The sequence below is a fragment of the Streptococcus salivarius genome (assembly GCF_000785515.1).
Classification (GTDB): domain Bacteria; phylum Bacillota; class Bacilli; order Lactobacillales; family Streptococcaceae; genus Streptococcus; species Streptococcus salivarius.
In genome coordinates, this window is record NZ_CP009913.1 from 102,972 (window position 1) to 124,644 (window position 21,673).

Here is a 21,673-nt window from a genome sequence, read left to right on the forward strand (position 1 = left end):
CAGCAGTCCAATCCGTTAAATTGTGGAGCGAACTTTTTGGGTTCGCTCCGTTTATATTTCGCCGATAAAACGGTAGTGCAGCTCAATCCGAACTTGTCGAGATTTTCCGCGACCAGTCGGCTGGTGGACGACAATTTTATCGATTAGCTCGTTCAAGATTTGCGGTGTGAGTTTTTCGAGTTTAGTGTAGTTTCGAATGGTTCGCAAGAACTTTTCGATATTGCCAGCCGACTCAATCTCGCTATCCAGCACCTCTCGACTTTCTTGGATTTGCTGGGTCAATTGTGCCTGTTCATCTTCATAGCCATCCGCTAACTTTCGAAATCGTTCATCTCTAATATCTCCCAGAAGTTGCTTTTCATAAAGCCTTTGGATAATGGTGTCCAATTCTTCAGCTCGCTTTTCAGCCTTGAGAAGTGTCTTTCGAAGGCTGTTTTGTTTCTTACTTTCCTGAATATTGAACTTAGCCTTCAGTTTTTCGAGCAAACTTTCTTCGCTTAACTCAAGCGTCGAAATTATCTGGTTGAAGTCGTCGAGAATCAATTCCTCCAAAATTTCTTTGCGAAGATAGTGCGAACCCGAACAGGTCTTGCCCACACGCTCGTAGTAAGAACACTTGTAATGGTCGAGATTAACATCGACTTTTTGTTGTGGGCAAAATGTCAATTTGTGTCCATTCTCGCAAAAAACCAATCCTGCGAAAATATTTTCATGTCCAGGCTTGTCCTTCCAATTGTTTCGCCTGACAACTCGCTTATGTCCAAGCATTTTTCGAGCCAAGGCAAAATCTTCTTTCGAAATAATCGCCTCGTGCGTGTCGGGGAAAATCAGCCAATCTTCTCGAGGTCGCAGGCGACAATTTCGCTGTTTGTAAGAAACCTTGGCAGTCTTGAGATTGATAGTTGCGCCTGTATATTCCTCCTTTTCGAGCATCTGGCAAATCATTTGGCTTTTCCAGTGATAAGGGTCGCTTTCTAAAACTCGATAATTCGAAACACCCAACTTTTTCTTATAATTAGCTGGCGTTAGAATTTTATCTCTTCGAAGTCCGTTCGCAATCGAGGCGATTGGCTTTCCTGAAAGATACTCCTTAAAAACTCGCTTCACAATTTGGCTGGCGTAGTCGTCAACCAGCCATTCCTTGGGATTTTCTGGATTTTTGAGATAACCGTATGGCGCAACCCAGCCAATTTTCTCGCCCGTTTTTGCCTTAGTATGCTTGGATAGTTTAATCTTCTCGCTACACTGCAAGCTATACCAGTTGTTGAAAAGTGAAACTAGTGGCGCAAGATAAGCGTCCTGACTGCTGCGTTTGGAGCTATCCAGATTTTCATTCAAGGAAATAAAGCGGATATTTTTCGAAGGGAAAGTAATCTCAGTCAGCTGTCCAGACAAGAGGTAATCTCGGCTAAGACGGCTCAAATCTTTCACTACAAAATTCGAAACTCTGCCAGCTTGAACTAAGTTCATCGCCTGTTGGAAAGCTGGACGCTGGGCGTTTGAACCCGAAAATCCGTCGTCGACAAAGAACACAGGATTTGTCAAACCCTCACGCTGGGAAACTTGGGTGAGAATCTGCTTTTGGTTCGAAATCGAATTGCTTTCGCCTTCCTTGGCGTCTTCGGCGGACAAACGGCAATAGAGGACTGTGATGTTAGTTAAGTTTTCGAAATTTAGGCTTGTCCATTCTTCAATTGTCAAAGTACTTTTATTCATAAGTGTCTCCTTTCGATTACACCTATAACCCACTGACATGATAGCTTTCTTGGCGCGAAAAGTCCAGTCATTCCTCCCTCAAAATCAACCTCTCCAAAATCTGCCTCAGAGTCTTATTTCCGCTGAACTTTCGGTGGATAATAAAGGTGGCGCGCCCGATTTTCTTGTGTTGTTCTTTGAGTTCTTGCTCGTTTTTATTCATCGCTGTCTCCTATCACAAAATCTGGAAATTCTTCTAAAGTTATCACTTCAAAAAGCGTCCAATAACTGTTTAATTCCTCTTGAATACGGTTTTCAATGGCGGTCTGTCGCTTGTGGTCTGGTACTACCCACACGACTTGCGGAAAAATTCCAGTTTCGCGTTGTTCGATTCCCGTGTTGAAATATTGAATGTATTTCTTGCATTGGTTAACAATCCGATTCAAACTTTCCGTGTCTTTATCTAACTCCAAAAAGAAGCTGAATTCTTCTTCATTGCCGACAACCAGCTTAGCGTAAGCGTCGGGCTTGAGCGCCACATTCTGCGTGAATTTGGCAAAACTTCGATGCGAGACAGGTTCGAAAGAGAATGTTTCGAGTTCGATTTTTCCAAGACGCTCCAACTTTTTGAGCTCGACATAGACTTGCGTAATTCCCAAGGTGTGTTCCAAATGGTGGGCGGTTGGTTCATATCGGTTGCGAAATCTCACTTGAATTTGCGGATCGTTCAAGCGCAAGTGTTTCAAACCTGTTTTGGTAATAGACCAAACATAGGAACCGCTCCCAGCTCGCCTGCCACCAATTCGACGCTTGAGATGTGCGATAAATCCTGCTTCGAATAGGGTTTTGGTCGCAAGATTGGCTCGCCGTGTGGCAGTTCGAGGCGAGAAACTATCCGCAAAATAGTCTGCCAGCTGGCGAGTGGAGACATAGCGACAGTCTTTTAACAATTTGAGAATGGACAATTGAACATCGCTGAACTTCATTATTCTACCTCCTTTTTGCGTTTTTGCCTGCCGACTTTGTCTGGTGGCGGTGTAGAATTGGTGGTCTTTTCACTGAAAAGTTGCACGAATCCTTCCTCAATATCGCTAGTGTTGGCTCCATATTTCGCTAGGCTTTTGGCATACAGAGCGGTCAAATCTCTAAACTTTGCAGGTGGTGGAAGCGTCGAGCCTGACACCCAGCGAAATTCCTTGCCGATAAGTGGCAATTTGGTATAAACCTGAAAAGTCGGCAAGGAGTGAAAATCTTCTGGCCTTAATTCAATCGTTTCGCTGGCTATATCTTTGGCTTCACTCATACTCAAACCAAATACAAGTCGATTTTTGCAGTTGGTTTTAATACTTTGTCTGAGATCAAGAGGTAGTTGCTTCAAAAACTGGTTGGCTAAAATCCAGCCTACACCAAGACTTCTCGACATCGAAAGAGCGTCGTCGATAGAGGTCGGGAGTTTGATAAATTCCGCCAGCTCATCTAAAAAAAAGTACATGAAGTGGCGTTTTTCGGGCGGAATACTGGCCCTTCGAAGCGTCAGTTGCCAGAGACAGCCAATCACAAGCGCCGTGATAAACTTGGCATTTTCTGCTCCAATCAGTCCACGGTTTAAGGGAATGAGCAGAACTTTTCGATTTGTGAAGAGCTCCATTAGTGAAAAGCTGGTCTGGCTTTGTCCAAAAATCGCTCGAAGTTCTGGTCGAAGGAGAATTTGACGCATTTTATTCAAGACGGGCGAGATAAGCAAGTTTCGCTCGCTTTGACTCATTGTTTCGAAACTTTGCCAAAAACTCTGCAAGAACGGGTCAGAAATTCTACCGACCATTTTCTGTCGAAAGGCTTTGTTGGTCAAAAGCGGAACTAGCATCACGAGGTTGGCTTCTTCGGATTTTGCCAAAGTCAGAAAGCTGTGGCTCAGTACATCAAGCGTTCGAATCCCAAAATGGTCTGGGAATAACTCCTTGAAAACAGTCAGAAGCATATCTGCCACCAATTCTTCGCTGACACCGAATTTGGTCAGCTCAAATGGATTAATGCCAATAACTCGCTCATTCATACTTGGGTCAAGCAGAACCAAATCTTCGTCGCATCCTTCTGGAAACCTCTCCAAGACATCTCGAATCAAGTCGCCTTTTGGGTCGATGACCACCGCCGAATATCCATTTTTGATGACCTGTAAAATCAGATTGAGCATCACGGTCGACTTGCCAGCGCCAGTTCCACCGAGTAGATGAAGATGGCTAAGCAAGTCCAGTGGGCGGATATTTAATGGCGTTTTCTTTACACCCAAACTCTCCGCCAAGCAAAAGCCGTTCTGGCGTTTCATTCCGATTGGTGGTAAAATAGTTTTAGGTGCTAATGACGGCACACCTGCAAGTTCGTTCTCGCCAGCTGGAAGTAGAAGGAGGCTGGCGAGCTCACTTGCGGAAAGTATGGTCGGAAAGTGCCAAGGGACTTTGCGGCGATGAAAATCATAGGCAGAAGAATGATGCAGTTCGACACTTGCGCCGTTCGAATCTAACATTCGAAGACTGCTTAACAATGTTTTGCGAATGAGATTTTCTCGAACACTATCTTTTGCGCTAATTCCAACACGCACAATGGTTTGAAACTGGGCTTGCCTCAGTTTTTCTTTTACCAATTTTTCAGAATCGGAAGAGAGCTTTGGGATATTGCCCGAAATACACTGCCACCAAGTTGGGTTAATAGTGAGCTCTTTTGGGATTGGCTTTGGTGAGCGAGACTTGCCGACAATGATTTGAATTGTTAAGTTTTCTTCTGGCTTGAGAATTTTGCAAAGCGCCAAGGTCGAGCGGGTCATATTTTCGGTCGCACTTAGTTTGAGTGAAAAGCAGGAATGCTTCACGCCAAGATTAAAGGCGGAACTTGGCTTTTTGTGCTTGAAGCGTTTGGCATCTTCGAATTGAACTTGGTGATGTTGGCTCATCATCTTTTTGAGGTATTTGTTGTCTCCGACTTCTGTTCCCAAATAATATTTGATACTATTCGGCTTGATATGAATTTCCCATATAAACGGCTGACGGCGTGTAAAGCCTGAAAGCTGATTCATAAAGTTCTCCACAACACCAAAGTCGAAAGGACGAAACCACTCCACTTCTTGCCAGTGAAATTGTTTGGGTCGTTTCATGTTATCTCCAATCTTTTTTATATCTGATAATCCTAACCATCAGCCAACCACCAACTATTGCGCCGAAGATAAGGACTAAATATCCCCAAACTTCAAGTAAGAGATGAACAGATAGATTGATAAGGTAGGCTAGCAGAAAGAATATCAGAATGTATTTAATTAGTTTCATCATTTGACGGTTCTTGTTCGGAAATTTGCGTAAAATCTCGAGGATTTTGGGAATACTCTGGCACAGGATAACCTGGAATCACCACATTGCTCTCGATTTCATTTCCCCAGACGCTCCAGTTTTTGTCTGACGGAACTGGACGGCGGGCAAACAATTCCAAGTAGTCGCCATCTGAGCATCGTTCGATGATGGCATATTGTTCTTCGGGTTTGTGGCTATGGTCTTGAAGTGGAAAGAATCCCCAGTTCATTTGTCCTTTAAACTTTATCGGTGCTTTGCCTCTGGTGCAAAAGAAGACTTGTTCGGTGCAATTTCGAAGATAATTACCCAAACCAAGGCGTGGTTTAACCCAAGTAAAGAGAGATTTTGGCTCGAAACCCCAAGCTCGGATAACTTCATAAGTTTGTTCGAGAACGGCTGGATATGTCCAAATCCAGAGGTGGGCGTTTTCTTCGACTAAGTCCTGGATGGGCATCTTTTTGATGTCTTCGACACTCATCAGGTCGTAGTGTGCGACTGCACCGTATTTGCCTTTTTGTGCGACTTCCCAAGGTGGATCTGCCAGCACAGTTTTGAACTTCTTTAACTGGTGCTTCGCCCGATAACTTGAAATAATATCTTTTAGCTTTTCTTCTTGTTGGTTTGTCATAAAGCATTTTCCTTTCTGTCTTGAAAGACGCTCTCAGAATAACGCAAAGTGGCGAAAAGGCGAACCATAAGCGTCATCTATTTTTGGAGCGATGCGAATGGATGAAACAGAGGTCAATTGGGTGATTTTTGCCTCATTTGTTGGCTGTTGTAGAAAAGGCAACACCCCCTTCCTTTCGATGGGATTTTAGGACTTTCGAAGCTGTTTCAAAAGTTGGGTTTGGGCGGACAAATAGGCTTCGTTGACGGCTTGCTTGTCTTGGAGGAAGTTTGCTAGAGCAATGTCTTCTTCTGAATAAATAGGTTCTGCTTCAACTTCTTCAGTCTTTTGGTCTTTATCCGTAAATTCCAGATAAATCCCCAAAAGGCAGAGAGCGAGGATACTCGCTCCAACGCCGAGAAGAAAATAGAACAATGGTTGTGTCATGGTAGCCCCTCCTTATCTCAATCTCTGAACAGCCTTGTAGGCGAACGATTGAAGAACTGCGTGGCAGAACGGCTTGGCGTCTGGCGTTTGGCTCAATATTTGGTCTTCTAGCTTTGCCAGCTCGCCGATTTTGTTCAGAATATCTGCGGTAAGGAGTTGGTTCGCTTGAACTACTGCCATATCCTTCGACAAGTCCTGCGCCAGCTTGAGCTGATATGGACTTACCAAAGTTTGGAGTGGCTGGGTGTTGTTGGTTTGAGGTGTTAGGGTCATAATATCTTTCCTTTCATTCGCAGGAACATAAGCATGTTCCTATTCCAAGTTTACAACGATTTATTTGTTTTGTGAATACGATAAAGCTGATAGAATGCGTACGCACAGACTAGGAAATATGGCGTGAAGAGCAATACCTTGAGCATCTTACTGTTCTCCTTTCTTTTTAGTTGGTTTTTCTGAAATTTCCTCCTTCCCATCACACCGTACTCGAGTTGGGGGTGATATAATGGTATTAGCTACGTTGCCTATCTTAGATGTGTGCTATATTACTAATATCTATCTGAAATCCCCAAAGAACTCTATCGGATTTGTTCTTCGGTAATTTAAGTATAGAGTAGGAATAGATTTCCCGCTAGGTATCAAAAAAATCTCCAAATTTCATTAGATAGATTAAGGATTTCAATAGATTTCAATCAGACTTAGGTTTGGAATTTATTGATTATTTACGCAATAAACGTTAAAAGGGAGGTCACAATACATGAGAGTTATTACTTTTGGATGGTTCTGTAAGTTATTTAAAGCTAAGGAGTTGAGTGGTTATCCATGTAATCAACTTAATTTTCTAAACGACATAATTGAAGAAATAATTATTTTTGGAGATAACTCCACATATATAAAAAGAGTAAGAAGTGAAGCTACGGCCAATAGAATTTTTAACAGTAAAAAGGATATTTCTGATAACTATTCTAATGCTATTACTATTTCCAATGTAGAGGAAGAAATTGCCAGGCTGGCAGGTGGTTTTATAGAAGTTATTACTTCAAACAGTAATTATGATATTGATTTGAGAGGTTTTTACGATGAGGCTAAAGAGCAAATAAAGGGCGTAAACTCTTTCCGAAAGGCTCTTGGGGTAGAAAGATATGAATCTCTTATAGATAAAGAGAGTGAATATTTTTTAGCGGAGTTATTGATTTATTTAATAAAACTTATTCCAAACAATAAAGAGTATATTCAAGAAGTTCAGAAATTGCCAGACTCCGTTTATGATAAAAACGGAATGTATGAGGTTCAGCATAGAGCATTAAATATGCTAAAAGATTACATAATACTATCCGACTATCAACAGATTATTGAACTAGGAATACACAGAGAACTTTCAAACCCTGTAAATGTAAATAGACAATTAGTCTTTACTGTAGACAACCTGTTTCCTTATTTGAATGGTTTTGTAGGGTTATATCTAGTGAGTCCTGATAAATTAACTTTTAATGAAACTTTTAGCTCATTAGAGGCTGATTTTGCCACCAATTGGTCAATTCCTCTGGTAGGGTTATTAAATTTTAATGAAAATATTTTCGATCTTAAATTTATTTATGAATCTTTTGTAGTGAACGGCGATACGATAATGGAACAAAATGTAGAGCCATTAGAAAGATTCTTTATAAATGAAAGACAAGGAGAGATAATGTATGCTTTTGGTTGGTTTGATGATTTTCGAAAAACATATAAATTTCTAGACAGAATAATGGAGATGGGTGCTCATATGGTGTATATGACAGTTGAGATGCCTAACGGAATTATTAACTATGAGAAATTCGTATTTACAAAATTAGCAGTGGAATTTTGGGAAAGATATAATTCGTTCAATAGAGAGAGTGGAGAGTGTAAACAAAAGATAATTCTAGATGGGCGAGGAAATAGATTTATTAGAAGTGGTTTTATGGTTCATTTGCTAATAGATTATACTCCAGTTTTGGATATTGCTGGCTCAGATAATTATAAAAAAGTCTTAACCAAATATATGTCGCACGCAAGCTATATTGACAAATATGAATAAATATGCTAAAATAGTAATGTTTCTCTATATATTATAGAGTCTGCTTACTTGTCGGGTAAAATGCAAATTTTAGCCCACTAGACAAGGAGTGGGCTATAGAATATGAGGAGATGTAATTTATGACTCTAGACAGATTCAAGAAAGTAGTTTGGCTTGATACTGCTACTGAGCCTTTTGCGACTCGAAGCATAGCAAGGCGTATGTTGTGCTATGACTTCGACTACTCATTTATAAATAGGGTTACAGGGTTGTCAACAGATGAAATTGCCGACTTGGATGATAAAAATAAAAAATTGTTTTTATCAATAGAAGAAATGTACTGCAATCTATCACTTCTAGTAGAAGCCGAAGAAGATCCTGCTTATATTTGTTCTGGCGAACATCCTATTGAAGCATTTTCAACTATAATAGGAATAACATCAGAGCAATGGAGGTTATTCTATGGTGATTATCTTAAAAATAAAAGGTAATACACTTAGTCCACCTTGAGTGGGCTTTTTCTTGTCTCAAAAAATCGCTTTCAATATGCTATAATATAGTTAAAACATAAATCCGAAGAGAGCTCTCTTCCTTAGTTATATTCATAACTAAGGAATCTTAATAGCTCCTTTGATGAAAAAAATGAGAGGAAACCTAAGGTTATGAAGCAAGAACTAGAGCGACTACTATTGCAGAAGGAAGAATTTTTAGTAGAGGGCGCGCTAAACAAGAATAAACTGGCAGAACTGGCAAGACAATATGATTCTATGTTACTCAATCTTTTGATGAGTGAGCCTACTATTTCAAACCACTTTTTCAGCACACTTGAAGAAGGCATCTTGGTTTTCAAAAAGGATACTTTTCTGCAGTTCCTCAATAATAAGGAGTTCTTGCCTGATAGCTTTACGGCATACAAGACCAAGATTGGGCTTGCGACTAGCGATAATCGCTACTTGTCAGAAAATAACGAAGTTGTCCTCAATTTCCCTTATAAAGACTGTGTATTAGAAGGCGGGCAGACCAAGGACGACGCCAAACGTCAGGAGATTTTCTTTAACGAAACCCTTGCGCCAACGGAAATCAACCGCCTTTTGGATGATAAAGTACTGACTAATTTCAAACGATTTGACTCTGATGGCGAGCATGAGGTGACAGAACTGAGCGATACGGATAACCTTATCATCAAGGGGAATAACCTCGTTGCTTTACATAGTTTGAAAAAACGCTTTGCAGGGAAAGTGAAGTTGATTTATCTTGACCCACCTTACAATACAGGCGCAGAAGACACATTTGATTATAATGATAGCTTTACTCGCTCTACTTGGTTGACTTTTATGAAAAATCGTTTAGAAGTAGCAAAAGAACTCTTGTCAGAAGACGGTTTGATTTTTGTCCACATTGATGTGAGTCGTGCTAATTCAAGTAGAGTTGTAGGGACTGGTATGCAACCGTATTTGCATATACTGTTAGATGAGATTTTCGGAGAAAAGAATTATATAGGTACTCTACACTGGAAAAAGAAAAAGCAACCATCGTTTTTGAGCAGAATTGCTGGAGTTATGGAGACTATTTTAGTTTTTGCTAAAAATGAAAATCGAATTAAAAAATTGTCAATTTCAGGGTCTACTGATACTACAAAGCGTGTTGATAATGTAAGTAATCCAGAAAGCGAAAGGGTAATTTTGGCTGGAATTGCATATAAAGGAAAAGAACAGAATACTATAATAAAAGCTGGAATCTATAAAAATAAGACCATGTCAGTTACTTTTATGCAAGATGTTGTCGTAAAAGATGGAATAACTCAAAATGAATTTTCTGCGAGAGCTCAATGGAGAACTTCTCAAGAAAATATTACAAAATTTGCAGAAGATGGGTTGTTATACATAACATCAGCTAATACATTTAGGAGATATGCTTCAGAGGAGGAGTTAGGAAAAGAGAAGTCGATAACAGACTTGTTGTTAGATTGGGGGCAAAATCAAGATGCTACCGATGAGATGAAGGCTTTGTTTGAGGATAAAGTTTTTAGCACTCCAAAACCTGAAACACTTTTGATGAATATTATTAAGTCTCATACAAACGAAGGTGACTTAATCCTCGACTTCTTCATGGGTTCGGCAACTACTCAAGCCGTCGCCCACAAGATGAACCGCCAGTATATTGGCATTGAGCAGATGGATTATATTGAGACCGTTTCTGTGGAACGCTTGAAAAAGGTTATTAATGGAGAACAGGGCGGTATTTCCAAAGATGTCAACTGGCAAGGTGGTGGTTCATTTGTCTATTGTGAGTTGAAAAATGATGCTCAAGATTTTAAAGAGTCGATTTTGAAAGCAACCACGACCGAGGAATTGCTTGAATTATTCAACACAGCAAAAACGTCATCCTTCTTGTCTTACCGCATTGACCCTAAAAAATTGAAAGCAAGCGAATTTGAAAAACTATCTTTGGCGGAACAGAAACAAATTTTGTCGGAGATTATCGACCACAATAATCTCTATGTCAATTATAGCGATATAGATGATCAAACATATAATATCTCTGAACAAGATAAACGTTTGAATCGTGCCTTTTATGGGGAGGAGTAAGTATGGAGTTTCTATATGAAATCTATAACATGGCAAGTGCCAATGGTTTTATTGACTTCAAGGAAAATGTTCCAACCAAACTTGAGAAAAACCTCAAATACCCTCTTCGTGCCTACCAGAAGGAAGCCTTGGGGCGGTATTTATATTACAAGGAAGATACCAAAAATCGATTAACCCCAGAGCATGTCCTCTTTAATATGGCGACGGGCTCGGGTAAAACGCTACTTATGGCAAGCCTTATCCTTGAAAAATACCAACAAGGGGAGCGTAACTTCATCTTCTTTGTCAATAATGACAATATCTTGACTAAAACCCGTGATAATTTTTTGACGGTAGGAGCTGGCAAATATCTCTTTGCGGAAAAAATCGAGCTCAACAATCAAGTTGTGCCTGTGCGAGAAGTCACGGATTTTTCAGACAGTAATCCGAATGCGATTAACATTGTCTTTACAACGATTCAAAAGCTCCATCAAGATTTGAATACACCAAGAGAAAATCGACTTTCTTACGAACAGTTCGAAGATATTTCGGTGGTGCTTTTAGCCGACGAAGCTCACCATCTCAATGCAGGGCTGAATGCTGGCGAGAAGAAAGATAACACCAGCTGGACGTCAACCATCGAAAATATTCAAAAGACTGCTAAAAAGTCTAGCCTCTTAGAATTTACAGCGACCATTGACTTAAACAACAAGGATATTGCCCAGAAGTACGAAAAGCACTTGATTTACAAGTACGACCTGAAAGAGTTTCGTTTGGATAAATATTCCAAGGATGTTCTCTTTCATCTGGTGGATAGCGACGTGTCGGCACGTATGCTTCAAGCCATTCTCATCAGCCAGTTCCGCAAGAAAATAGCACTCAAAAACGGTATCAACTTGAAACCTCTAGTCATGTTCAAATCACAGAAAATTGCAGAGAGCAAGGGCAATCTGGATAGTTTTTTGGATTTGTTGACAAATCTAAGTGTGCAACAAATTGTCGCTCAGCGTGAGTTAGCCCAAGATGGCATTTTGAAACAAGCTTTTGACTTTTTTGATCAATCAGGGTTATCAGACCAAGATTTGATAGCAGAGCTACAAGAAGATTTTCGTCTCGAACGCCTGCTCTTGATTGATGGGAAAAATAAAACTAGCAATAGCTTGGTGGAATTGAATACACTTGAAAATCCTGAAAATGAGATTCGAGCGATTTTTGCTGTAGATATGCTCAACGAGGGCTGGGACGTACTGAATCTCTTCGATATTGTCCGTCTCTATGACACTCGTGATGGAAAAGTAACCAAGAATGGCTTTGTGGCGGGTTCAACGACTAACGCCGAAAAGCAGTTGATAGGACGTGGTGCTCGTTATTATCCATTCGTCTTTGATGGATATCCGGACGAGAAATTCACTCGAAAATTCGATGAAAATGAACTCCATGAATTGCGTGTTATTGAGCAACTTCATTATCACTCTGCTAACAATCCACGCTACATTTCCGAACTCAAGCAAGTCCTGCGTGAGTCTGGTATTTATGATGACCAAAATTTGGTAGAGCGTGAACTGCGACTGAAAGACAGTTTTAAGAAAACTCGCACTTATACGGACGGGCTTGTTTGGATGAATAAGCGTTTAAGTAGAAAAGAGCTGGTTGAAAAGCAGCAGCTATCTCTCTTGGATGATTCCATCATTCCGACTCGTTTTAAGTTAAGCCTGCCAACGCAGTCCAGCCGTGATATTGGTGCTTTTGAGGGAGATGATTTTGCTTTAGTGTCAGAAAATATCGTTAGCTTGCCGTACAAGTTTGGCAAGAAGATTGAACCACATATTGTTCGAGCTGCCATCAATCGAAATAAAGCCTATACCTTCGAAAACCTCATAAAGGCATTTCCTGGTTTGGTAAGCCTTGATGGTTTTATCACGATGTTACAAAACATTGACTTGACTATCGAGGGAGACAAAAAGGCGGTTGATAAACTTAGCCAAGAACACAAACTTTTTATCGTTGAAAAACTCTTACACTATATCGAAAAAGACTTGGTGGCACTTGAAGAACGATTTTATGGCTCAAATGAGTTTACGGCTTATAAGATTCAAGATTTGTTTGAAGCCAATATCAAGCGGAAATTCACAGTTAATCAGCAAAGCGATGCAGAGTTCGGATTATCTCAGAAAAACCGCACAGAAACCCAGTATTTCGAGGATTTGGACGCTTTTGATTGGTATGCTTATGACGACAACTTTGGAACTGACGAAGAAAAAATGCTGGTTCGAGTAATTAAAGAATTGATGGCAGACCTAGAAGAAAAGTGGACGGATATTTATTTGCTTCGCAATGAAAAAGCCGTTAAGATTTATAGCTTCGAAGACGGACGTGCTTTCGAACCTGATTTTCTGATGTTTGCGAACGATAAGAAAACGGGGAATGTCTCGTGGCAGATTTTCATCGAACCAAAGGGTGGCCAGTTCTTAGATAGCGACAATACTTTTGAAAATAGCAAGGAAGGTTGGAAACAGAAATTCCTTCTACAAATATCTGAACGAGATGAAGCTAGAACGCTGGTGGATGATGATCGCTATCGCATTATTGGCTTGCCGTTTTATAACCATACTGTGAGTGAAGAGTTAGTGAAGGAAGAGTTGAGAGGATTGTAAATAATGGGTGAGATAGTTATATGATTTCAAGGATTGTTCTACAAAATTTCAAACGATTTCCTTCTACGGAAATTTTATGCAATGGCGGTAAAAATATTTTTATCGGCGAAAATGGCGCAGGAAAATCAACGCTTCTCCAAGCCATAGGACTAGTGTTAAGCGGTAGTCATTCTCAAATTGAAAAAGTTAGCCTTGCTAGTCTAATGAACTCAACATCTGTTTCGAAATTTTTAGCCGAAAAAGGGAATTTTAGACAACTTCCAGAGACCTTTATTGAGTTATATTTTGATGAGAATAATCCAGAAATAGCAGCAAATTACAAAATTGAAGGCGTTCATAATTCAAAAAAGATAAAGGCGTATGGAATTTGTCTGAAAATCACTCCCAATTCTGATTACCGTCAAGAAATTCAGGAAATTCTAACGGGCAACGCTTGGAACGTCTTTCCGTATGAATTTTACAAAGTTGAGTTTTTGACGTTTGCTGGGGAATCGTACTTTTCTCACTCTAAGCCGTTCAAATTTTTGTATAATACCGTTAACACAAGCTTGATAGATACAAATCAAGAAACTCGGAAAAGAATTGATGAGGTCTATTTGAGCTCTATTAATGAAATGAATCGAGCTAAGGTTAATAATAAATATAGAGAATCCTCACTTTCATTTATAAACGCTCTACGAGATGATAATTTAATAGAGTCAGTGGATTCGGAATTTATGCTACACTTCGAAGAATCTGAGAGAACTTTCAGAGACACTATTTCTGCTGCAAAAAACGGAGTGGATATTAAAAATCTCGGTCAAGGCGAAAAGGTGCTATTGGGTGTAGAAAACTCTTATAAATCTTTAAAAGATAGGGTTAAAATATTATTGATTGAAGAACCTGAAAATCATTTGAGCTACCTAAATTTACAAAAACTAGTAAATACACTAAGCGAGGATACGAATGTTCAGGTATTTATCGGTACACACTCAAATATGATAACCTCAAGACTTGGCGTTGACAATTTAATATTTGTTAACGAGGGTCAGACTTCGAAAGTTACTGATTTAAGCCCTGATACAGTTAAATTTTTCAAAAAATCAACAAACCAAAATCTTTTGAATTTTATTCTGTCTAAAAAAGTTATCTTAGTAGAAGGAAACGCTGAGTATATTTTGATGGAAAAGTTTTTCGAAATTATTCACTCTGAGGATGCGTCGAATTGCGGTGTAGCTATTATCTCTGTCGACGGCCTAAGCTTTAAGAGATATTTAGAAATCGCAAAAGGTTTTAGTGATAAAAAAGTTGCAGTAATTACAGATAATGATGGTGACTATAAATCGAAAGTGCTGGATAGGTATTCGGAGTATGATAGTTATGACAACATTAAGGTGTTCTCTGACAGCATCGACACCAATCGTACGTTTGAGGTGTGTCTATATAATAAAAATTCAGATTTAATAGATTCTTTAAGCATCGCCCTTACTGATAACATTCAAGAATTTATGCTTCGAGAAAAAGCAGAGTTTGCGCTCAGACTATTAACAAAATTTAATGATAATGATTCATTACAGGAATCATTCAATATTCCAGATTATATTAAAGAGGCTATAGAATGGGTGAAAAACGATTAATTCATGCAGTTGCTGGAAGCGGAAAAACAAGAACGATAATTGAAAAAGTACAACCTGAAAAACGGAATCTGATTATAACATATACAGAAAATAATCAGGAAGTTCTAAAAGATAGGCTTTGTGAGAAGTATGGGAACATTCCAGAAAATACTCATATTTTTGGAGTATTCGAATTTCTCTATAATTTTTGTCTAGTTCCTTACTTAGGTAGACGACCAAAGGGGATCATTTTTGATTACCAAAAAACGGACCAATATGATAATAGTTCTGTAAGCAAAGATGGACGAATTATTCACAATCAACTCTCAAACTCTCTACTAAAGGGAGAGTTGACTATAAACAGAAAGAATATTGCATTCGATAATAGTTATCTGGATAGAATTGATAAATTTTTTGATTATGTATTTATCGATGAATGTCAAGATTTTGAGTCTGACGACTTCAAATGGATGCTTAGTTTGTCGGATCTAAAAGCCGATGTATTTCTTTTAGGGGATTTTTATCAAAAAACATTCAGTACATCAAAAAGAGGTAACACAGGAAAAGGAATTCATTCAGATATAGACAGGTGGCTAGGAGAGATTTCTAAGGCTGGATTCGAAATTGATACAGATACTTTATCTCACAGCCATAGATGTCCAATTGTTGTCTGTGACTTTATCTCGTCAAGATTAAGGGTATCTATCCACTCTTGTTCGGAAGAGGTGGGTAGCATTGTGGAGTGTTTTGATGATAATGCTGCTATCAAAGAAATTATGGAGAATGACGGCATTTTAAAGTTATTTTACCAAAATTCCTCCACTTATAAATGCTTCAGTCAGAATTGGGGAGAGAGTAAAGGAGGAGAATTTTTAGATGTGTGCGTTGTTTTAAATAAAAAAACACTTGACTCTTTTCAAAAGCAACCCCTTTTAGAGCTAGCACCTTCTACTAAATCAAAATTCTATGTTGCGTGTACTCGAGCTAAAAGAACCCTATATTTCATACCTGAAGCTAGTGTCTCAGATTACAAAAAATAACTTTCGCACCGCCATTCGCTCCGAGTGATTTGAGAATGAGCGACTACGCCCGACACAACGCCATCTTTCAAGCAAACCATCAGGTGACTTACTGCGTATTCTCCTTTTTTTTCGTCAGCTTTGGACTGATTCAATAATCGAAGTCGGCCGAGAGGACTCTCATAAATTTAAGCAGGAACCACATTAAGGTTTCTGCTTTTTCTTCATGCCGAACATTCGTCGACTTTTGACACCCTTTGACAAGCTAACAGATTTCTATTGTAGAGCTTGTTGAGCTAAACAAAATCTATTCTAAAATTCCTGAAACTGATGTAAATTTTACTCAAAAATCTCTTCAAAAATACTAGACTTTTTTACCCAAACAGAATTATGATGTGACTGTCAAAATAAGAGAAAGGATTTTACGGAAATTTACAAGATCCAAAAACAACTGGAAAAACTCGCCGAAGCTATTCATAGGAACTTATACTGGGAAAGCCTCAGCTTTATCAACCAATACGAAAATGAAAATCTTTCAGAGGGCAAAATTATCGAATGGAGTGAAGTCGCCAAGTTGATGGAATTGCCACGCCTTCTAAAAGAAAACACTTTTACAGAAAACTGCAGAATTGGTTTTCGCAAAAGCTACCGAGTTAAAATTTGGAATACGCGGGAACTGTTTTTCGAATTCAAAACACCTCTACCCAATATGTTAAACCTTTTCGAAGCCATAGCAAGTGCCAAAAGCGAGGACGCAATGGAAATGTTGGCGGACGAATTGATGGTTCAAAAGTTGAAAATTGCCAGTGAGATTTTGGAATAAGATAACTGTTGTAAATAAATTAAAGGAGACAATGTTATGGAAAAGTTCAACCAAAACAAGAATTTCGAAAATGAAATCCGGCCAAACCTCCCCGAACTCGAACAGCGAACGGTGACGCCGTTTCGAGGGATGGCGGATTATGTTCAAGATATGGCGGAATTATTCAATCAAGAGCGTTTCGAAATTTTGGTGCCACTCGCGCCAGAAGACAACATATTTTATGAATGTTCCTTTGCGGATGCAAAACAGGCAGAGCTGTATTTCGAAAATTCCTGCCGTGCGGAAAAGCCAGATGATTTTTATTTCTGGGTCAATCTGTTAAACTGTGAAATGTTGTATGTTTGGAATATGGGATTGCGGTCTGCGGAAAAATAATCGAAACAACTGCACAGCACGCAAAAACACGCTTTTTGGCGTGTTCTTGGTTGGGCTATAAATTGATGTGCTGGCTAGTTGATAGTTCTGCCTACAATTTCAACTTCTTGTTCATTGAGATGGTTTAGCAAAATCCTAAAGTTGAAATCATCTGCATCGTCAAGTTGGTGTGGTGGTAAAGATTCTGTGCGGTTTCGAAATTTTTGAACTGGCAAGTATATTCGAGGGTTTGCTCGCCACTTAATTTGTGCCGAACTTTGAAGTTTTTATCTTTGAAAATATCTTCGTAATTACAGTCAAAATTCGAAAATCTGCCAAACTCTACAGTGTTGCCAATTTCGAGTTCTAGGTAGGTTCAGCGGTAAACTTCCTGCGCCTTTTCAAAGGCTGGCGTAATGGCTTTGTTTTGAGCATGAGATTTTCCAAGTTCATAGCTGACCCTCAATAACTCACGCAGTCTCCAAACCGACACATCGTGGAAATCTTGGCTGTCCGAATACTGCCGCTCCAAGGTGGGTATTCCACCGACCTGTCGGGCAATTTGTGTGAGAATATTATCTATTTCAGGGTTTTCATTTTCTGAGTTGTATATTTCTTGAATTTGTTCTTCAAGGCTTGGTTGGCTTGGGACTTGCATCTCAGGCTCATGAATTTCACAGTTGTTTTTGAATGTTTCCATCTAATTCTCCTTTACGTTTAATTTTGTGCTCTGATGGTAACTCGTTTAGGCTAAAGAGTCAAGGGCAAAAATAAAAGCCCTAACGGGCTTTTGGTGGGTTATGGTGGTGATTAGGTTATTTGTTGTTTTGGACTGCTGGCTGGAGTATGGTATAATTAGCTTATGAAAACAACTAAAGAATTAAGTCTAGACATTGTTTATGGTGTGCATGCCGTAACAGAGAGTCTGGAAGCAAATACTGGTAATAAACTCTATATTCAAGATGATCTTCGAGGGAAAAATGTTGATGCCATTAAGGCTTTGGCAGCTGAAAAGAAGGTTTCCATCTCTTGGACACCTAAGAAAACCTTGTCTGATATGACAGGTGGAGCTGTGCATCAAGGTTTTGTTCTTCGTGTGTCAGAGTTCGCTTATTCTGAGCTCTCAGTTATTATGGATAAGGCTGAACAAGAGGAGAATCCTCTAGTCCTCATTTTAGATGGACTCAACGATCCTCATAACTTTGGTTCTATCCTACGTACAGCTGATGCTACTCAGGTGACAGGAGTTATTATTCCTAAGCATCGTGCTGTGGGGGTAACACCTGTCGTTGCCAAGACATCAACAGGGGCTGTGGAGCATATTCCCATTGCCCGAGTGACCAATCTTAGCCAAACTCTTGATAAACTTAAAGAAGCAGGCTTCTGGGTATTTGGAACAGATATGGATGGCACCCCATCTCATAAATGGAACACAGCTGGAAAGGTTGCCCTTATCATTGGTAATGAAGGTAAGGGAATCTCTGCTAACATCAAGAAGCAAGTGGATGAGATGATTACTATTCCTATGAGTGGTCATGTGCAGAGCCTTAATGCCAGTGTGGCAGCTGCAGTTCTCATGTATGAAGTTTATCGAAACCGATTGTAACTATGAAAAAAAGAATACTTCTGGTTGATGGTTATAATATGATTGCCTTTTGGCAAGAAACCCGTCAACTCTTTAAGACCAATCAGCTTGATGAAGCTCGTGAAACCTTGCTTCGTAAGCTCAATCATTATGCTAACTTTGAACATATTGATATTATCTGTGTGTTTGATGCCCAGTTTGTTCCAGGGAGTCGTCAACGTTATGATCAATATCGTATCAGTGTTATTTTTACTGAGGAAGATGAGACAGCAGATAGCTATATTGAGCGCGCAGCGGCTGAGATGAATACTGTTCAAAATCTAGTTGAAGTAGCAACTAGTGACTTAAATGAACAGTGGGCTATCTTTTCACAAGGGGCTTTACGTGTTTCGGCGCGTGAGTTGGAAGAGCGTGTCAATACTGTTAAGTCTGACTTAGACAAGATGTCGGCACATATTGACTTAAAGACACCAAAACTACGTCCATGGGACGATGCGCAATTAGGGAAATTACAGGACCTTTTAAATGAAATAGAATAGAGGGATATATGACATTTAACATTTTGACAGATTCCACAGCAGATCTAGATGAAAAATGGGCTCAGGAGAATAAGGTAGAGCTCGTTGGTTTGACCATTACGCTTGATGATATTGCCTATGAGACCGTTGGCCCTAACCGTTTAACGAGTGACCGTCTCTTAGAACGTATGCAAGAAGGCAGTCAGCCAACCACAAGCCAGGTGAATGTTGGTCAATTTGAAGAGGTTTTTCGTCGTCATGCCAAAAATGGTGATGCTCTTCTCTATATTGCCTTCTCATCAGTGCTTTCAGGTACTTATCAAAGTGCTGTTATAGCGCGTGACATGATTTTGGATGAATACCCAGAAGCTGTCATTGAGATTGTAGATACCCTGGCGGCAGCAGGTGGGGAAGGTTATCTCTCTATCTTGGCGGCAGAAGCTCGTGATCAAGGTAAGAGCTTGTCTGAAACGAAAGCCATGATTGAGGACATTCTGCCACGTTTACGGACCTATTTCTTAGTTGATGATCTCTACCATCTCATGCGTGGGGGTCGCCTTTCTAAGAGCTCAGCCATTATTGGTAGTTTGATTAATATCAAGCCTCTTCTTTGGCTGGACGCTTCAGGTAAGTTGGTTCCTCTGGCCAAAATCCGTGGACGTAAAAAAGCCATTAAAGAAATGGTCCTACAAGCTACCCAGGATATTGGACATAGCACAGCAATTGTCGCTTATGCCAATGATATTGAAGCAGCGAAGAATCTAAAAGAACAATTATTAGCAGTTGACGGCATTGAGCAAGTGCTTATTATGCCACTTGGACCAGTCATCTCTACCCACGTCGGACCAGATACCTTAGCTGTCTTTACGATTGGTAAAGAAGCTAGATAGAAATAGTGTCAGATAGGATTTCCTATCTGATTTTTTGTTTTCTGAAATGATAGATTAATAGAATATAAAAAGATAATCCATACAAAATGAATGATATATTTGACATAGTGTAAAATAATGCTATAATGAATCTAGAAAATGGAGGAAACAAAATGAAAAAGTCAAAGAAAAAAGTAGCTAGCACGATGGATGAACGTGCTCAGTTGATCAGCGGAGAATCTTCTGCTAGAGGTTATTGGGTAGCCATGCTTGGTATATTTGTAACGATTATGGTTGCTAGCAAGACACACTCCGTCGAATTAGTGCAGTCACTATTAATCATCACTTTCTTTGGTTCTATGTGCCTAGTATTAGTTCACAGCGTATCACGTAATGGGCATCCATGGTTGCTAGACAAAAAACTTGAAAAGAAGATGCTCATATTATCCTGGGTAATGTGTTTTTTGGGAATTTTTATATCGCTAATGGGCCTCTTAAGTCTATTTCAGTCGTTTAAGATAGGGAAGAATCTTATGAGTAGTGTGGCATTTTTGACATTGGGTTTGACCCTTATTTGCGATTGCTGGGTTATTATTAACAGAATCAAGAAGAACCGTTTGGAAGAACTAGAAGACGAAGAATAGGATTTTTGAATGAAAAATTTAAAAATGAAGTCAGCTCGTGTAGCAAAGGATCTCACTCAACAAGGTTTGGCAGATGCTATAGGAGTTTCTCGTCAGACCATCTCAGCTATTGAAAAAGGTGATTATAACCCTACTATAAATCTGTGTATTGCTATCTGCAAAACTCTGGACAAAACTTTAGACCAGCTTTTTTGGGAATCTGAGGATTAGTTTGTATCGCTTTAGAGGTTATTTAGGCATGATTTCTAGTCTTACGCTTTATAAAATTAGAGACTAAAAAAATACAAAAAATAAAAGAAAAACACCTCCAAATGACTTGCCTTGGACGTGTTTTTTTGATATTATGTTAAACGGTATTGTTTACCCCATTTGAAAGGCCCCGGAACCTTCCAAATACTTTTCGATGGGAAGGAACACCCATCACTCGTAAACAAAAATCGAACTATATATAGGAGAAATCATGAACAAAACAACATTTATGGCTAAACCAGGCCAAGTTGAACGTAAATGGTATGTCGTTGACGCAACTGATGTGCCACTTGGACGTCTTTCTGCAGTAGTTGCTAGCGTACTTCGCGGAAAAAACAAACCAACTTTCACACCACACACTGATACAGGTGACTTCGTAATCGTTATCAATGCTGAAAAAGTTAAATTGACTGGTAAAAAAGCAACTGATAAGATCTACTACACTCACTCAATGTACCCAGGTGGATTGAAACAAATCTCAGCAGGTGAACTTCGTTCTAAAAATGCTGTTCGTTTGATCGAAAAATCAGTTAAAGGTATGCTTCCACACAACACTCTTGGACGCGCACAAGGTATGAAATTGAAAGTCTTCGTTGGCGGTGAGCACACTCACGCTGCACAACAACCAGAAGTACTTGATATCTCAGGACTTATCTAATTCTAAGAGGAAAGGAGCA

At 39.5% G+C, this 21,673-nt stretch carries 22 protein-coding genes; 14 read left to right on the forward strand and 8 right to left on the reverse strand.

Translation table 11 applies throughout. The features are described 5' to 3' along the window. Positions 1-51: 51 nt before the first annotated feature. The 7 genes from SSAL8618_RS00590 to SSAL8618_RS00615 form a co-directional block, all read right to left on the reverse strand. Positions 52-1,716: a recombinase family protein gene (locus SSAL8618_RS00590; protein WP_038675048.1), complete on the reverse strand. Its 1,665-nt coding sequence runs from the start codon at positions 1,714-1,716 to the stop codon at positions 52-54. 67 nt (positions 1,717-1,783) lie between these two features. Next, positions 1,784-1,918 (reverse strand): hypothetical protein, encoded by a 135-nt coding sequence (locus SSAL8618_RS10735; protein WP_257001906.1) that lies wholly within the window; start codon positions 1,916-1,918, stop codon positions 1,784-1,786. Beyond that, complete coding sequence (locus SSAL8618_RS00595) at positions 1,911-2,681, reverse strand: replication-relaxation family protein (RefSeq protein ID WP_038675051.1); 771 nt, start codon at positions 2,679-2,681, stop codon at positions 1,911-1,913. The genes SSAL8618_RS10735 and SSAL8618_RS00595 overlap by 8 nt, the downstream gene beginning before the upstream one ends. Then, complete coding sequence (locus tag SSAL8618_RS00600) at positions 2,681-4,840, reverse strand: type IV secretory system conjugative DNA transfer family protein (protein ID WP_038675054.1); 2,160 nt, start codon at positions 4,838-4,840, stop codon at positions 2,681-2,683. The genes SSAL8618_RS00595 and SSAL8618_RS00600 overlap by 1 nt, the downstream gene beginning before the upstream one ends. Positions 4,841-4,995: 155 nt before the next feature. Further along, on the reverse strand, positions 4,996-5,658 hold the full coding sequence (locus SSAL8618_RS00605) for an MT-A70 family methyltransferase (protein WP_052124388.1): 663 nt from the start codon (positions 5,656-5,658) through the stop codon (positions 4,996-4,998). 186 nt (positions 5,659-5,844) lie between these two features. Beyond that, complete coding sequence (locus tag SSAL8618_RS00610; RefSeq protein WP_038675055.1) at positions 5,845-6,084, reverse strand: hypothetical protein; 240 nt, start codon at positions 6,082-6,084, stop codon at positions 5,845-5,847. A gap of 12 nt (positions 6,085-6,096) precedes the next feature. Further along, a complete protein-coding gene (locus SSAL8618_RS00615) occupies positions 6,097-6,357 on the reverse strand; it encodes a hypothetical protein (RefSeq protein ID WP_038675057.1) in 261 nt (86 codons plus the stop codon). 481 nt (positions 6,358-6,838) lie between these two features. Between SSAL8618_RS00615 and SSAL8618_RS00620 the strand changes: the two genes are divergently transcribed. From SSAL8618_RS00620 to SSAL8618_RS00655, 8 genes are all read left to right on the forward strand, one after another. Then, on the forward strand, positions 6,839-8,140 hold the full coding sequence (locus SSAL8618_RS00620) for a hypothetical protein (RefSeq protein ID WP_038675059.1): 1,302 nt from the start codon (positions 6,839-6,841) through the stop codon (positions 8,138-8,140). A 119-nt stretch (positions 8,141-8,259) separates the two neighbouring features. Beyond that, positions 8,260-8,610: a hypothetical protein gene (locus tag SSAL8618_RS00625; protein WP_038675061.1), complete on the forward strand. Its 351-nt coding sequence runs from the start codon at positions 8,260-8,262 to the stop codon at positions 8,608-8,610. A 171-nt stretch (positions 8,611-8,781) separates the two neighbouring features. After that, positions 8,782-10,707: a DNA methyltransferase gene (locus tag SSAL8618_RS00630; RefSeq protein ID WP_038675063.1), complete on the forward strand. Its 1,926-nt coding sequence runs from the start codon at positions 8,782-8,784 to the stop codon at positions 10,705-10,707. 2 nt (positions 10,708-10,709) lie between these two features. Beyond that, positions 10,710-13,340: a DEAD/DEAH box helicase family protein gene (locus SSAL8618_RS00635; protein WP_038675065.1), complete on the forward strand. Its 2,631-nt coding sequence runs from the start codon at positions 10,710-10,712 to the stop codon at positions 13,338-13,340. Positions 13,341-13,360: 20 nt separating this feature from the next. Beyond that, positions 13,361-14,956, forward strand: a complete 1,596-nt coding sequence (locus SSAL8618_RS00640; RefSeq protein ID WP_038675067.1) for an ATP-dependent nuclease — start codon at positions 13,361-13,363, stop codon at positions 14,954-14,956. Beyond that, positions 14,938-15,975 (forward strand): DEAD/DEAH box helicase family protein, encoded by a 1,038-nt coding sequence (locus tag SSAL8618_RS00645; RefSeq protein WP_038675069.1) that lies wholly within the window; start codon positions 14,938-14,940, stop codon positions 15,973-15,975. The genes SSAL8618_RS00640 and SSAL8618_RS00645 overlap by 19 nt, the downstream gene beginning before the upstream one ends. Positions 15,976-16,531: 556 nt before the next feature. Then, positions 16,532-16,777 (forward strand): hypothetical protein, encoded by a 246-nt coding sequence (locus tag SSAL8618_RS00650; RefSeq protein ID WP_038675071.1) that lies wholly within the window; start codon positions 16,532-16,534, stop codon positions 16,775-16,777. Positions 16,778-16,813: 36 nt separating this feature from the next. Continuing rightward, a complete protein-coding gene (locus SSAL8618_RS00655; protein ID WP_038675073.1) occupies positions 16,814-17,152 on the forward strand; it encodes a hypothetical protein in 339 nt (112 codons plus the stop codon). Between the two features lie 355 nt (positions 17,153-17,507). On the opposite strand, the gene SSAL8618_RS10740 is transcribed toward SSAL8618_RS00655, so the two are convergent. Beyond that, a complete protein-coding gene (locus SSAL8618_RS10740) occupies positions 17,508-17,831 on the reverse strand; it encodes a DUF6900 domain-containing protein (protein WP_038675075.1) in 324 nt (107 codons plus the stop codon). A gap of 162 nt (positions 17,832-17,993) precedes the next feature. Here SSAL8618_RS10740 and rlmB point away from each other — a divergent pair, with 162 nt between their 5' ends. From rlmB to rplM, 6 genes are all read left to right on the forward strand, one after another. Continuing rightward, positions 17,994-18,737 (forward strand): 23S rRNA (guanosine(2251)-2'-O)-methyltransferase RlmB, encoded by a 744-nt coding sequence (gene rlmB, locus SSAL8618_RS00665; protein WP_004182149.1) that lies wholly within the window; start codon positions 17,994-17,996, stop codon positions 18,735-18,737. A gap of 2 nt (positions 18,738-18,739) precedes the next feature. Further along, complete coding sequence (locus SSAL8618_RS00670) at positions 18,740-19,255, forward strand: NYN domain-containing protein (protein ID WP_002889631.1); 516 nt, start codon at positions 18,740-18,742, stop codon at positions 19,253-19,255. 8 nt (positions 19,256-19,263) lie between these two features. After that, positions 19,264-20,124: a DegV family protein gene (locus SSAL8618_RS00675; RefSeq protein ID WP_038675078.1), complete on the forward strand. Its 861-nt coding sequence runs from the start codon at positions 19,264-19,266 to the stop codon at positions 20,122-20,124. A gap of 152 nt (positions 20,125-20,276) precedes the next feature. Then, a complete protein-coding gene (locus tag SSAL8618_RS00680) occupies positions 20,277-20,747 on the forward strand; it encodes a hypothetical protein (RefSeq protein ID WP_004182184.1) in 471 nt (156 codons plus the stop codon). A gap of 9 nt (positions 20,748-20,756) precedes the next feature. Then, positions 20,757-20,957, forward strand: coding sequence for a helix-turn-helix transcriptional regulator (locus tag SSAL8618_RS00685; RefSeq protein ID WP_002886373.1), 201 nt, complete (start codon positions 20,757-20,759; stop codon positions 20,955-20,957). A 250-nt stretch (positions 20,958-21,207) separates the two neighbouring features. Then, the gene (gene rplM, locus SSAL8618_RS00690; RefSeq protein WP_002886374.1) at positions 21,208-21,654 is read left to right on the forward strand and encodes a 50S ribosomal protein L13; all 447 of its coding nucleotides are present in this window, start codon (positions 21,208-21,210) and stop codon (positions 21,652-21,654) included. The last annotated feature ends 19 nt before the right edge of the window (positions 21,655-21,673 follow it).

What these genes read in the sequence shown, in the direction of transcription:
- SSAL8618_RS00590 (WP_038675048.1), bottom strand. Translation starts at nt 1,716, where the DNA reads ATGAATAAAAGTACTTTGACAATTGAAGAATGGACAAGCCTAAATTTC.
- SSAL8618_RS10735 (WP_257001906.1), bottom strand. Translation starts at nt 1,918, where the DNA reads ATGAATAAAAACGAGCAAGAACTCAAAGAACAACACAAGAAAATCGGG.
- SSAL8618_RS00595 (WP_038675051.1), bottom strand. Translation starts at nt 2,681, where the DNA reads ATGAAGTTCAGCGATGTTCAATTGTCCATTCTCAAATTGTTAAAAGAC.
- SSAL8618_RS00600 (WP_038675054.1), bottom strand. Translation starts at nt 4,840, where the DNA reads ATGAAACGACCCAAACAATTTCACTGGCAAGAAGTGGAGTGGTTTCGT.
- SSAL8618_RS00605 (WP_052124388.1), bottom strand. Translation starts at nt 5,658, where the DNA reads ATGACAAACCAACAAGAAGAAAAGCTAAAAGATATTATTTCAAGTTAT.
- SSAL8618_RS00610 (WP_038675055.1), bottom strand. Translation starts at nt 6,084, where the DNA reads ATGACACAACCATTGTTCTATTTTCTTCTCGGCGTTGGAGCGAGTATC.
- SSAL8618_RS00615 (WP_038675057.1), bottom strand. Translation starts at nt 6,357, where the DNA reads ATGACCCTAACACCTCAAACCAACAACACCCAGCCACTCCAAACTTTG.
- SSAL8618_RS00620 (WP_038675059.1), top strand. Translation starts at nt 6,839, where the DNA reads ATGAGAGTTATTACTTTTGGATGGTTCTGTAAGTTATTTAAAGCTAAG.
- SSAL8618_RS00625 (WP_038675061.1), top strand. Translation starts at nt 8,260, where the DNA reads ATGACTCTAGACAGATTCAAGAAAGTAGTTTGGCTTGATACTGCTACT.
- SSAL8618_RS00630 (WP_038675063.1), top strand. Translation starts at nt 8,782, where the DNA reads ATGAAGCAAGAACTAGAGCGACTACTATTGCAGAAGGAAGAATTTTTA.
- SSAL8618_RS00635 (WP_038675065.1), top strand. Translation starts at nt 10,710, where the DNA reads ATGGAGTTTCTATATGAAATCTATAACATGGCAAGTGCCAATGGTTTT.
- SSAL8618_RS00640 (WP_038675067.1), top strand. Translation starts at nt 13,361, where the DNA reads ATGATTTCAAGGATTGTTCTACAAAATTTCAAACGATTTCCTTCTACG.
- SSAL8618_RS00645 (WP_038675069.1), top strand. Translation starts at nt 14,938, where the DNA reads ATGGGTGAAAAACGATTAATTCATGCAGTTGCTGGAAGCGGAAAAACA.
- SSAL8618_RS00650 (WP_038675071.1), top strand. Translation starts at nt 16,532, where the DNA reads ATGGAATTGCCACGCCTTCTAAAAGAAAACACTTTTACAGAAAACTGC.
- SSAL8618_RS00655 (WP_038675073.1), top strand. Translation starts at nt 16,814, where the DNA reads ATGGAAAAGTTCAACCAAAACAAGAATTTCGAAAATGAAATCCGGCCA.
- SSAL8618_RS10740 (WP_038675075.1), bottom strand. Translation starts at nt 17,831, where the DNA reads ATGGAAACATTCAAAAACAACTGTGAAATTCATGAGCCTGAGATGCAA.
- rlmB (WP_004182149.1), top strand. Translation starts at nt 17,994, where the DNA reads ATGAAAACAACTAAAGAATTAAGTCTAGACATTGTTTATGGTGTGCAT.
- SSAL8618_RS00670 (WP_002889631.1), top strand. Translation starts at nt 18,740, where the DNA reads ATGAAAAAAAGAATACTTCTGGTTGATGGTTATAATATGATTGCCTTT.
- SSAL8618_RS00675 (WP_038675078.1), top strand. Translation starts at nt 19,264, where the DNA reads ATGACATTTAACATTTTGACAGATTCCACAGCAGATCTAGATGAAAAA.
- SSAL8618_RS00680 (WP_004182184.1), top strand. Translation starts at nt 20,277, where the DNA reads ATGAAAAAGTCAAAGAAAAAAGTAGCTAGCACGATGGATGAACGTGCT.
- SSAL8618_RS00685 (WP_002886373.1), top strand. Translation starts at nt 20,757, where the DNA reads ATGAAAAATTTAAAAATGAAGTCAGCTCGTGTAGCAAAGGATCTCACT.
- rplM (WP_002886374.1), top strand. Translation starts at nt 21,208, where the DNA reads ATGAACAAAACAACATTTATGGCTAAACCAGGCCAAGTTGAACGTAAA.